Here is a 12,275-nt window from a genome sequence, read left to right as displayed (position 1 = left end):
GCAGTGTTTTCGTAAGCTAGGCGCTCGTGAGGGTAGATTCTGGCTAGAAAATCATATGTTTTCGGTTGATAAATGACCAGGGTGTGTTTACTTTTTACAGAGAGTTATCATCGTGAATATTCTCAGCATGAATATTGAAATTTTTTATGTTTTTCTATTTTCTTTTGCGTTTTTGTTTATGGCTCGCAAAATAGCAAAGAAAGTTGGTCTTGTTGATAAGCCCAATTATCGTAAGTGTCATCAGGGGTTAGTGCCTCTGGTTGGAGGAATATCAATATTTGTTGGCATCTGTTTTGCTTTTGTTATCACAAAAGAATTTATTCCTCACAAGTGGTTATATTTGGTTTGTGCCGGTGTATTGGTATTTGTCGGCGCATTGGATGACCGTTTTGATATCAGCGTTAAGGTCCGGGCAGCCATCCAAGCTCTGGTTGGTATTGCGATGATGTATTTTGCTGGACTGAAATTAGATAGTCTTGGTTATGCTTTTGGCCCTTGGGACATGACACTTGGACCGTTTAGTTATGTTGTGACACTATTTGCTGTCTGGGCTGCTATCAATGCATTCAATATGGTTGATGGGATAGATGGATTATTAGGCGGATTATCCTGTGTCTCCTTCGGTGCTTTGGGGATCTTACTGTATCAAAGTGGTAATACGGCACTAGCATTATGGTGTTTTGCATTTATTGCTGCCATTTTCCCTTATATTGTCCTTAATCTTGGTTTATTAAGCCAACGTTTCAAAGTATTTATGGGGGATGCGGGCAGTACACTGATTGGTTTTACCATTATCTGGCTGCTCATTGAATCTACTCAGGGGAATGAGCATCCTGTTAATCCAGTTACTGCGTTGTGGATTGTTGCCATTCCATTAATGGATATGGTTGCTATTATGTACCGCCGGTTACGGAAAGGAATGAGCCCATTTTCTCCTGACAGGCAACATATTCACCACCTAGTTATGCGGTCTGGATTCTCATCACGTCAGGCTTTTATTTTAATCACTGTTGTTGCCGCTTTATTAGCCGCTGTCGGCATTACTGGAGAATGGTTGGAATTTGTGCCTGAGTGGATAATGTTGGCACTGTTCTTGCTTGCATTTGTGTTGTATGGCTATTGCCTCAAGCGTGTATGGAAGGTAGCTCGTTTCATTAAACGGCAAAAGCGTCGTATGCGCCGTTCAGCTAACCATTAAACATCTATTATCAGCGGAGGTTCTGTGCAGTGATAAAATCAGAAACGAAATCTATTCAGGATGAACAAGCTCTGGAGCATGAGCTAGATATCAGAGCCTTGTGCAGGGCGTTATGGCATGGAAAGGTATGGATCGTTGCACTGGCAATAATTTTCGCAACCGCGGCGTTAGGAGCATCTTATCTGATGCAACAAAAATGGAGTGCCACCGCAATCACTGATCTGCCTACGACTAATCAGTTGGGAAGTTATTACTCTCAGCAGCAGTTTTTGCGCAATCTGGATACTCACATTAACATTTCACTGGAAACTCAGTTACCGTCTATTCCAGAAGAAGCCTATAAGGAGTTTATCACTCAGGTTGCTGCATATGATACTCGCCGTGAATTTTGGTTGAAATCTGATTATTACAAACAGCAGCAGGAGGGCGATGCCAGAGCTGATGCGGCCTTATTAGATGAATTAATCAATAATATTCAGTTTATTCCTCATGATGATAAAAAAGTGCTGAATGACAGCATTAAACTGACCGCTGAGTCTTCTAGACAAGCAAATCAACTCCTGCGCCAGTACATTTCTTTTGCCAATAGTCGTGCCAGTACTCATTTAAATGATGAAGTAAAAGGTGCATGGGTTACCCGTGCCCAATCTATGGATGCACTGGTTAAGCGCCAAGAAATGGTCGCTAAAGCGGTTTATAACCGCGAAATGAATGTATTACAGCAGTCCCTGAAAATTGCGGAAAAACAAGGGATTCAGCGCAATCAAACGGATACACCGGTGGATCAGTTGCCCGATTCAAAAATGTTTATGTTAGGGGCTCCGTTGTTACAGGCTCAACTTGAGACTTTGGAAGCAATAGGGCCTAAGTATGATGTGGACTATGACCAAAATATTGCAATGTTAGCAGCATTGAATGTTCACCCGACATTACAGGATCAATTCCAGGCTTACCGCTATTTGAGAACACCAGAGGAGCCTGTTACCAGAGACAGCCCTCGCAGAATGTTTTTGATGATCATGTGGGGTGCAGTTGGCGCTTTAGTGGGAGCCGGCGTGGCATTGGTTAGATGTTCGCGTAAATAATCAGATAATTATTAGGAATAACTGTTTCTGAAGGATATTTTCTGCGACTCCAGCAGGAGTAAATGGCATTCAGAGTATTGTTTGCAGGAAAATCTGCAAGTTACTGACTATAAGAGAGTCACTGTGAAAGTGTTGACTGTGTTTGGTACTCGGCCGGAGGCTATCAAGATGGCTCCGCTAGTACACGCATTGGCAGAGGATGAAGCCTTCGAAGCGAAAGTATGTGTCACCGCCCAACATCGGGAAATGTTGGATCAGGTGTTACACCTTTTCGAGATTACTCCTGATTTTGATCTCAATATTATGAAATCAGGGCAAGATCTAACGGATATTACCTGTCGTATTTTGGAAGGATTGAAGCCTGTTTTAGCAGAATTTAAGCCTGATGTTGTATTGGTTCACGGAGATACGACAACAACGATGGCAACCAGTTTGGCTGCGTTCTACCAACGTATCCCTGTTGGTCACATTGAAGCTGGATTAAGAACGGGTGATCTTTATTCCCCTTGGCCGGAAGAGGCAAACCGTAAGATTGCTGGGCATCTGGCAATGTATCATTTCGCTCCGACAAAAAATTCTCACAATAATTTATTGAAAGAATCAATTGCAGATAATCGGGTTTTTGTTACCGGAAATACAGTAATTGATGCGTTGTTGTGGGTACGCGATCGAATAATGAATGACGAGGCTATGCGGAGTAAGCTGGCGAAGCACTACCCGTTTATTGATACTAATAAGAAAATGATTCTGGTGACAGGGCATCGTCGTGAAAGTTTTGGTGGCGGATTTGAGCGAATTTGTGAAGCTTTGGCACAGATAGCCCGTGTTCATCCAGATGTGCAAGTAGTCTATCCGGTTCATCTAAACCCGAATGTCAGTGAGCCAGTAAAGCGCATTTTGCATGATATTGATAACATTATTCTTATTGAACCTCAGGATTATTTGCCATTTGTTTATCTAATGAACCATGCCTATATGCTCCTGACAGATTCCGGTGGTATTCAGGAAGAAGCCCCTTCTTTAGGAAAGCCGGTATTGGTAATGCGTAATACTACTGAACGGCCAGAGGCGGTTGATGCTGGAACGGTACGTTTGGTAGGGACGGAAACAAGAACTATCGTGGAAGAGGTGACTCGATTGTTGACAGACGATGCTGCCTATCAGCGAATGAGCCGCGCTCATAATCCTTACGGGGATGGCGATGCCTGTCAACGTATTCTCGACGCTTTGAAAAAAATCAGGTGACACTATGAGCTTTGAAACTATTTCTGTTATTGGTCTTGGTTATATTGGTTTGCCAACGGCGGCAGCGTTTGCATCCCGTAATAAGAAAGTCATTGGCGTGGATGTCAATCAGCATGCGGTAGAAACCATCAACCGTGGTGCAATTCATATTGTAGAACCGGATCTAGACAAAGTGGTGAAAGTTGCCGTAGAAGGCGGTTACCTGAAAGCAGTGATTGCTCCGTTACCCGCAGATGCTTTTCTGATAGCTGTTCCGACGCCTTTTAAAGCCGATCATGAGCCGGATATGACGTATGTCCGTTCCGCAGCCGAATCTGTGGCGCCAGTTCTGAAAAAAGGTGATTTGGTTATTTTAGAATCTACCTCACCAGTAGGCGCGACGGAGCAGATGGCAGAATGGTTGGCAGCAGTGCGCCCTGATTTAACGTTCCCACAACAGATGGGAGAGGAGTCTGATATTGATATCGCTTACTGTCCTGAACGTGTGTTGCCAGGGCAAGTTATGGTTGAATTAATTAAGAATGACCGTGTTGTTGGTGGTATGACGTCAAAATCTTCAACCAGAGCTAGTGAGCTGTATAAAATTTTCCTTGAAGGTGAATGTGTTATCACTAATTCAAGAACGGCAGAAATGTGTAAGCTGACAGAAAACAGTTTCCGAGATGTAAACATTGCATTTGCCAACGAACTTTCCCTGATTTGTGCTGATCAAGGTATCAACGTGTGGGAATTGATCAATTTGGCAAATCGCCATCCGCGTGTAAATATTCTCCAACCAGGTCCTGGCGTGGGTGGTCATTGTATTGCTGTTGATCCGTGGTTCATTGTTTCTCAAAACCCGAAACAATCACGTCTTATTCATACAGCACGTATGATTAATGATGACAAGCCATTGTGGGTTGTGGATCAAGTAAAAGCGGCTGTTGCGGATTGTTTGGCTGAAAGTGGAAAACGTGCAAGCGAAGTGAAAATTGCCTGTTTTGGTTTGGCATTTAAACCAAATATTGACGATTTGCGTGAGAGTCCAGCAGCCCATATCACCGGTATGATTGCGCAATGGCATGCAGGTGAAACGCTGGCTGTAGAACCTCATATTCATGAATTACCCGCTCCCTTGAAGGAAATAACTCTATTAGTTAATCTGGAAAAAGCGCTGGAAGAAGCAGATATTCTGTTGATGCTGGTAGATCATAATCAGTTTAAAGCTGTAAATAGTCATGAAATTAAACAGAAGTGGATTGTGGATACAAAAGGAGTCTGGCGTTGAGACGTATTCTAATCACAGGTGGTGCAGGTTTTATTGGCTCCGCTGTTGTACGGCATGTTATTGATAATACAGAAGACAGTGTGGTTGTAGTTGATAGCCTGACTTATGCCGGTAACCTGGCGTCTCTTGCCCCGATTGCGGATAGCCCTCGTTATGTGTTTGAGCAGGTTGATATCTGTCAACGCGGAGCGCTGGATCGGGTCTTTGAACAATATCAGCCGGATTGTGTGATGCATTTGGCGGCAGAAAGCCATGTGGATCGTTCTATTGATGGCCCTGCGGCATTTATCGAAACCAACATTGTGGGTACTTATACTTTGTTGGAAGCTGCGCGTGCTTTCTGGCAGAAACTCAATGAAGAGAAACAAGCTGCTTTCCGTTTTCACCACATTTCAACAGATGAAGTGTATGGTGATTTACATGGTGAAGAGGGCCTCTTTACTGAAACAACACCTTATGCGCCAAGTAGCCCATATTCGGCGTCCAAAGCATCCAGCGATCATCTGGTAAGAGCATGGCACCGGACTTATGGTTTACCGGTCGTTATCACCAATTGTTCAAATAACTATGGTCCTTACCATTTCCCGGAAAAACTGATCCCACTGGTGATCTTAAATGCATTAGCAGGAAAATCTTTACCGGTATATGGTGAAGGGAAACAAATTCGCGATTGGCTGTATGTGGAAGACCATGCCAGAGCGCTCTATTTGGTTGTGACAGAAGCTGAACCGGGCAAAACCTACAATATTGGAGGTCATAATGAACGCAAAAATATTGATGTGGTTTGTGCGATTTGTGAGCTTCTGGAAGAGTTTTGTCCTGAGAAACCAGCGGGTATTGCTTATTATCGAGATTTGATTACTTATGTTGCAGATCGCCCAGGCCATGATATGCGTTATGCTATTGATGCGGCGAAAGTTGAACGAGATCTAGGCTGGAGACCACAAGAAACATTTGAATCAGGTATTCGCAAAACAGTTCAATGGTATTTAGAAAATGAAAACTGGTGGCGTAAAGTTCAAGACGGCTCTTATGCCGGTGAACGCCTTGGATTAGGTAAAAACTGAATGACGATGGGGGCAGTAAATATGAAAGGGATCATTCTGGCAGGTGGATCAGGAACCCGGTTGCATCCGATAACACAGGGTGTTTCCAAACAATTACTGCCAATTTATGATAAGCCAATGATCTACTATCCTTTGTCAGTACTCATGCTAGCAGGGATACGTGATATTCTGATTATCTCTACACCAGAAGATTTACCTTCTTTCCGCCGGCTGTTAGGTGATGGTGACAGATTTGGTATTCACTTAAGCTATAAAGAACAGCCATCACCGGATGGTTTAGCTCAGGCATTTTTGATTGGTGAGGAGTTCATCAACGGCGGGCTTTGCTGCTTGGTATTGGGAGACAATATCTACTTTGGACAAGGGTTCAGCCCAAAACTGAGGAATGTTGTTTCCCGTGGAACAGGGGCGACTGTTTTTGGTTATCAAGTGATGGATCCTGAGCGGTTTGGGGTGGTGGAATTTGATGACTCATTCCGCGTTCTTTCCATTGAGGAAAAACCAGAAAAGCCAAAATCCAACTGGGCGGTGACGGGTCTCTATTTCTACGATAATCAAGTAGTAGATTTTGCTAAGCAGGTCAAGCCTTCTGCCAGAGGTGAACTGGAAATTACCAGTATTAACCAGATGTATTTGGAACGTAGTGAACTAAACATCGAGTTGTTAGGGCGTGGTTTTGCCTGGCTGGATACTGGCACTCATGACAGCCTGATTGAGGCCAGTACTTTTGTGCAGACCGTAGAGAAGCGTCAAGGTTTTAAGATCGCCTGTCTTGAAGAGATCGCTTGGCGTAATGGTTGGCTGGATGATATACAGTTAAGAGAAACAGTAAAATCTTTGTCAAAAACTGGCTACGGCCAATATCTGCTGGATCTGCTCCATGTTCGTGCGCGCCAATATTGAACCGTTAGAGTGGGATAGTCACTATTTTGGGCTATCCACCGCTCGCCTTGATTTCACACCTGATGCTGGTCTGCTAACCTCATCTCAGTTAGAACAGTATGCTTTAGTGCAAGCTAAAGTACCTGCGCAGCGATTGGATCTTATTGATGGATTATCCGCGTTGGGCTTTTCGTTAGTGGAAGGGGAAGTAGACCTTTCCTTAATGATTGGCATAGAAAATGCTAATAATGACAACTCTGAGAGTAAGTTGCTTTCGGCTGAGCGGCGAGATATCCCGATGTTGAAGGAGGTAGCTTCCAACGTATTTCCTTTGAGTCGTTTCCGAACTCCGTGGTATCAACCGCAGGATAGTGGTCGTTTCTACGCGACTTGGGTGGAAAAAGCGGTATTGGGGACATTTGATCATCAATGTTTTCTGGTAAATGGGGGTAATGGGCAACCCGCAGGGTTTGTTACCTTACGAGATATAGGAGCAGGAGAGGCTCGTATAGGTTTACTGGCTGTATTCCCAGGAAATATTGGCCGTGGGATTGGCTCAAAATTGATGTTGGCGGCGCAGCAGTGGTGTCAACGCCACCAAATACGGCAGTTAAGGATTGCGACACAAACCAGCAACATTGCTGCTTTGCGCCTTTATACACGCAGTGGTGCGTTTGTTGAAAGCACCGCGTATTGGTTATATAGGGGATGAAATGATTCCATTTAACAGACCACCAGTCGTTGGCACTGAATTAGATTACATGAAGCAAGCAATGGAGAGCGGTAAGCTTTGCGGGGATGGTGGTTTCACCAAGCGTTGTGAAGAGTGGATGGAACAACATTTCAATTGCCCGAAAGTTTTATTGACGCCATCCTGTACAGCTTCACTGGAAATGGCGGCTATTTTGCTGAATGTTCAACCCGGTGATGAAGTTATTATGCCGAGCTTCACTTTCGTTTCTAGTTCTAACGCGTTTGTGCTGCGTGGAGCAACCATTGTATTCGTGGATATTCGTCCGGATACCATGAATATTGATGAAACCAAAATCGAAGCAGCAATTACAGCTAAAACACGCGTGATTGTTCCAGTGCATTACGCCGGCGTAGCCTGTGAAATGGATACCATCATGGCCTTGGCAGAGAAATATAATCTGTTTGTCGTGGAAGATGCTGCACAGGGGGTAATGTCTACTTATAAAGGACGCGCACTGGGAACTATCGGACACATTGGTTGCTACAGTTTTCACGAAACCAAAAACTACTCTTCTGGTGGTGAAGGTGGTGCAGCGCTTATCAATGATCAATCACTGATTTCCCGTGCGGAAATTGTTCGCGAAAAAGGGACTAATCGTAGTCAGTTTTTCCGTGGTCAAGTTGATAAATATACTTGGCGCGATATCGGTTCGAGTTATCTGATGTCGGAGCTTCAGGCTGCTTATTTGTGGGCGCAATTAGAGAAAGCTGAGACAATCAATGAACGTCGCCTTGCCTTGTGGAATACCTATTATCAAGCATTAAAACCGCTGGCTGATGATGGTCTCCTGACATTGCCCGTCATACCGGAAGGGTTGGAGCATAATGCTCATATGTTCTATATCAAGCTGAAAGATGTTGAAGAACGCTCGGCATTCAATAGCTATATGAAGGACGCGGGTGTATTAACGGTATTCCATTATGTTTCTCTGCACACTAGCCCCGGCGGTGAAAAATTTGGCCGTTTTCACGGAGAAGACTGTTTTACTACCTGTGAAAGTGATCGTCTGGTGCGCTTGCCGATGTTTTACAACATAACAGACGCTGAACAGCAGATCGTCATTAAACATATTCGAGAATACTTCGCCTGATATGTCGTTGGCTAAAGCATCAATATGGACTGCGGGCTCCACACTGATAAAAATCGGTGTGGGGCTTTTAATCGTTAAATTACTGGCAGTTGCTTTTGGCCCCAGCGGGGTTGGGCAGGCGGGTAATTTTCGTCAGCTTATCACTGTGCTTGGGGTGTTGGCTGGTGCCGGTATTTTTAATGGTGTGACTAAATATGTTGCTGAATATCAGCAACAGCCGGAAAGGTTGCGGGCGGTACTGGGAACATCTTCTACCATTATTCTTGGGTTTTCCACGCTGTTGGCAGTGATTTTTTTGCTGTTTAGCGGGTCTATCAGTATAGGGTTATTTGGTCATCAAAATTATAAGCCAGTTGTGCAGGCTCTCGCTTTTATTCAAATGGGGATTGCTTTTGCCAACTATTTTTTGGCTATTTTGAAGGGATACCGAGATGCACAGAGGAATGCGCTGGCGATTATTTTTGGTAGCGTGATAGGTGTGATTGCCTATTATCTCTGTTTTATCCTTGGTGGGTATGGAGGTGCTTTGGCGGGTTTGGCTTTAGTGCCAGCATTAATCATATTTCCCGCGGGATTGATGGTTTGGCGTCTCAAAGCGGTATCGATTTCAAGTTTTAAACCCATGTGGGATAAGGTATTGGTTGGTCAGCTTGGCAAGTTTACCCTTATGGCCCTGTTGACTTCCATTACTTTACCAGTTGCCTACATTTTGATGCGAAATTTGCTGGCAGTGCATTATAGTTGGTACGAAGTGGGTATCTGGCAAGGTGTAAGCAGTATTTCCGATGCTTACCTGCAATTTATCACAGCATCTTTTAGTGTTTATCTGTTGCCAACACTTTCACGATTGCAGGGTAAGAGCGAAATATCAAATGAGATAATTAAGGCGCTGAAATTTGTTTTGCCTGCTGTGGCCGTTGCAAGTTTTACTGTATGGCTGCTGCGTGATTTTGCCATTTGGTTACTATTTTCTGACAAATTTACTGCTATGCGTGATCTATTTGCCTGGCAGTTGGTGGGTGATGTTTTGAAAGTGGGTGCTTATGTTTTTGGCTATCTGGTGATTGCTAAGGCTGCGTTGCGTTTTTATGTGTTGACAGAAGTTAGTCAGTTTTTACTGCTTATTGGTTTTGCGCACTGGCTTATTCCTGTAAACGGAGCGTTAGGTGCGGCACAAGCCTATATGGCAACTTACATTATTTATTTCACCCTTTGTTGTGGTGCATTTCTTATTTATCGTAGGCGAGCATGACAACCCTCATTCACGTTTTGGGATCTGATATCCCACATCACAATCGAATAGTATTGCGCTTTTTTAATGACGTCTTAGTACAAGAAATTGGTTTTTTAGCCAAACCGAAGTTTATGGTGGTGACCAAAAATCGCGCTTTACTGGATGATTGCCCGGCATTGGATATGGCATTCTTTGATAGTAAAAAATCTCTGGCACAGGCTGTTATTGCTCAAGCACGTTCAGATAGAGATTGTCGGTTTTTTTTTCACGGCCAATTTAATGTGAGTTTGTGGTTGGCGCTGTTGTCAGGAAAAATCAAACGTAATCAGTTTTGGTGGCATGTTTGGGGAGCGGATCTGTATGAAGACTCCTGTCAGTTAAAATTTCGTCTATTCTATTTCTTGCGTCGTCTGGCACAGCGCCGGGTAGGGCATGTGTTTGCGGTTCGTGGAGATCTCTATTTTTATTCTCAACATCATCCGGACGTACCAACATCATTGCTCTATTTTCCAACCAGAATGGAACCTGCTTTGACAATTGCGGAAAGAATACCTGTTGAAGATGGTAAAATGACAATTTTGTTGGGGAATTCCGGTGATCGATCGAACCGCCATATTACGGCATTGAAAGCAATTCATAAGCAGTTTGGCGATAAGGTGCGAATCATTATCCCAATGGGTTATCCTGAAAACAATCAGGTTTATATTAATCAGGTTGAACAGGCTGCTTTATCATTGTTCCGGCCAGAAAATTTGAACATTATTAAGCAGAATATGGTGTTTGGTGATTATCTGGCATTGTTGCGCCGTTGTAATTTAGGGTATTTCATGTTTAATCGCCAGCAGGGGATTGGAACAATTTGTTTGTTGATACAATTTGGTGTGCCATTTGTACTCAGTCGTCAGAATCTTTTTTGGCGAGATTTAATAGAACAACAGGTGCCGGTATTTTTCTCCGGTGATCCTTTAGATAATCAACTGATTGCAGAAGCGCAACGTCAGATGCTTTCCCTGGACAGAAATGCGATAGCTTTCTTTAGTCCGAACTTTATTGATGGCTGGCGACAGGCGCTGGCGAAAGCGGCGGGAGAGCAGCAATAATGAATTTAACGCAGTTTGGCGGATTATTTGCTGTTTATTTAATATCGCTGGTTTTCATCCTGACGTTGACTTATCAGGAATTCCGGCGTGTACGTTTTAATTTTAATATATTCTTCTCATTGCTTTATTTGCTGACATTCTATTTTGGCTTTCCACTGACGTGTTTGTTGGTTTTCCAATTTGATGTTGAAGTGGTGCCTGTAGACGCCTTACTACACGCTCTACTGGCTTCGACCTGTTTTTATGGTATTTATTACGTCAGTTATAAAACACGGCTAAGAAAGCCGTCTATACAGCCTAAAGCACCTGTATTCACCATGAACCGGGTAGAAACTAACTTTACATGGTTACTACTGGCATTGGTTGCGGTGGTGACAGTAGGGCTGTTCTTTATGCAAAACGGTTTTCTACTGTTTAAGTTACAGTCGTACAGTCAAATTTTTTCCAGTCAGGTTTCTGGTGTTGCTCTAAAGCGATTCTTTTACTTCTTTATTCCTGCCATGTTGGTGGTTTATTTCTTGAAGCCGACACAGTTACGCTGGTTGTTTTTTCTGATGAGCACAGTTGCTTTTGGGATACTGACTTATGTTATTGTTGGCGGAACACGCGCTAATATTATCATTGCGTTCGCGTTGTTTCTGTTTATTGGCATTGTGCGTGGCTGGATAACCTTGTGGATGTTGGTAACGGCGGGCGCAATAGGGATTGTTGGCATGTTTTGGTTGGCACTCAAACGTTATAGTTTGGATGTCAGTGGTGCGGAAGCGTTTTATACTTTTCTCTATCTTACAAGGGACACTTTTTCTCCGTGGGAAAATCTTGCGTTACTGCTGAATAATTACGACAAAATTGATTTTCAGGGATTAGCGCCTATTGTCCGTGATTTCTATGTCTTTATTCCAAGCTGGCTTTGGCCAGGACGCCCTGATGCTGTGTTGAATTCTGCGAATTATTTTACCTGGGAAGTACTGGATAATCACTCTGGTCTGGCAATTTCTCCAACTCTGATAGGTTCTCTGGTTGTGATGGGGGGCGTGTTGTTTATTCCGGTTGGTGCGATTGTTGTTGGATTGATAATTAAGTGGTTTGACTGGATTTATGAATTAGGAAAACAGGAGATTAATCGTTATAAGGCCGCTATCTTGCAGGCATTTTGCTTTGGCGCGATCTTCAACATGATAGTATTGGCCCGTGAAGGTGTGGATTCATTTGTTTCCCGTGTGGTATTTTTCTGTATTATTTTTGGCTTATGTCTGGTAATTGCTAAGTTGTTGTATTGGCTATTTGAGAGTGCAGGGCTTATTAGAAAGCAACCTGGTTGTATCATAAAAACGTCTGTTGCAATGTAAGGGA

11 protein-coding genes are annotated in these 12,275 nt (G+C 43.5%); all 11 read left to right on the top strand.

Annotation, left to right across the window (positions count from 1 at the left end; genetic code table 11):
• Nucleotides 1-112 precede the first annotated feature (112 nt).
• The 11 genes from wecA to wzyE all read left to right on the top strand — a co-directional run bounded on the left by wecA (nt 113) and on the right by wzyE (nt 12,271).
• Entirely contained in the window at nt 113-1,198 is a 1,086-nt protein-coding gene (gene wecA / locus LG003_RS08010) for a UDP-N-acetylglucosamine--undecaprenyl-phosphate N-acetylglucosaminephosphotransferase (protein ID WP_112877308.1), read from the top strand.
• A 29-nt stretch (nt 1,199-1,227) separates the two neighbouring features.
• Nucleotides 1,228-2,283 (top strand): ECA polysaccharide chain length modulation protein, encoded by a 1,056-nt coding sequence (wzzE, locus tag LG003_RS08005; RefSeq protein ID WP_112877307.1) that lies wholly within the window; start codon nt 1,228-1,230, stop codon nt 2,281-2,283.
• 123 nt (nt 2,284-2,406) lie between these two features.
• Nucleotides 2,407-3,528, top strand: coding sequence for a non-hydrolyzing UDP-N-acetylglucosamine 2-epimerase (wecB, locus tag LG003_RS08000; RefSeq protein WP_112877342.1), 1,122 nt, complete (start codon nt 2,407-2,409; stop codon nt 3,526-3,528).
• A 4-nt stretch (nt 3,529-3,532) separates the two neighbouring features.
• On the top strand, nt 3,533-4,795 hold the full coding sequence (wecC, locus tag LG003_RS07995; protein WP_112877306.1) for a UDP-N-acetyl-D-mannosamine dehydrogenase: 1,263 nt from the start codon (nt 3,533-3,535) through the stop codon (nt 4,793-4,795).
• The gene (gene rffG, locus LG003_RS07990; protein ID WP_112877305.1) at nt 4,792-5,862 is read left to right on the top strand and encodes a dTDP-glucose 4,6-dehydratase; all 1,071 of its coding nucleotides are present in this window, start codon (nt 4,792-4,794) and stop codon (nt 5,860-5,862) included. Before wecC ends, rffG begins: the two co-directional genes overlap by 4 nt.
• Before the next feature lie 21 nt (nt 5,863-5,883).
• Nucleotides 5,884-6,765, top strand: a complete 882-nt coding sequence (gene rfbA / locus LG003_RS07985) for a glucose-1-phosphate thymidylyltransferase RfbA (RefSeq protein WP_262980492.1) — start codon at nt 5,884-5,886, stop codon at nt 6,763-6,765.
• Nucleotides 6,743-7,456: a dTDP-4-amino-4,6-dideoxy-D-galactose acyltransferase gene (gene rffC / locus LG003_RS07980; protein WP_262980491.1), complete on the top strand. Its 714-nt coding sequence runs from the start codon at nt 6,743-6,745 to the stop codon at nt 7,454-7,456. Before rfbA ends, rffC begins: the two co-directional genes overlap by 23 nt.
• Nucleotide 7,457: 1 nt before the next feature.
• Nucleotides 7,458-8,588 carry a dTDP-4-amino-4,6-dideoxygalactose transaminase gene (gene rffA / locus LG003_RS07975; RefSeq protein WP_262980500.1) on the top strand — a complete coding sequence of 377 codons (1,131 nt, stop codon included), beginning with the start codon at nt 7,458-7,460 and terminating at the stop codon, nt 8,586-8,588.
• Between the two features lies 1 nt (nt 8,589).
• Nucleotides 8,590-9,840, top strand: coding sequence for a lipid III flippase WzxE (gene wzxE / locus LG003_RS07970; RefSeq protein ID WP_262980490.1), 1,251 nt, complete (start codon nt 8,590-8,592; stop codon nt 9,838-9,840).
• Nucleotides 9,837-10,922 (top strand): TDP-N-acetylfucosamine:lipid II N-acetylfucosaminyltransferase, encoded by a 1,086-nt coding sequence (locus LG003_RS07965; RefSeq protein ID WP_262980489.1) that lies wholly within the window; start codon nt 9,837-9,839, stop codon nt 10,920-10,922. The genes wzxE and LG003_RS07965 overlap by 4 nt, the downstream gene beginning before the upstream one ends.
• Entirely contained in the window at nt 10,922-12,271 is a 1,350-nt protein-coding gene (wzyE, locus tag LG003_RS07960) for an ECA oligosaccharide polymerase (protein ID WP_262980488.1), read from the top strand. The genes LG003_RS07965 and wzyE overlap by 1 nt, the downstream gene beginning before the upstream one ends.
• The last annotated feature ends 4 nt before the right edge of the window (nt 12,272-12,275 follow it).

Source organism: Photorhabdus kleinii (genome assembly GCF_025384885.1).
In the GTDB taxonomy this organism is placed as follows: domain Bacteria; phylum Pseudomonadota; class Gammaproteobacteria; order Enterobacterales; family Enterobacteriaceae; genus Photorhabdus; species Photorhabdus kayaii.
This window is presented reverse-complemented; position numbering and strand designations above follow the sequence as displayed.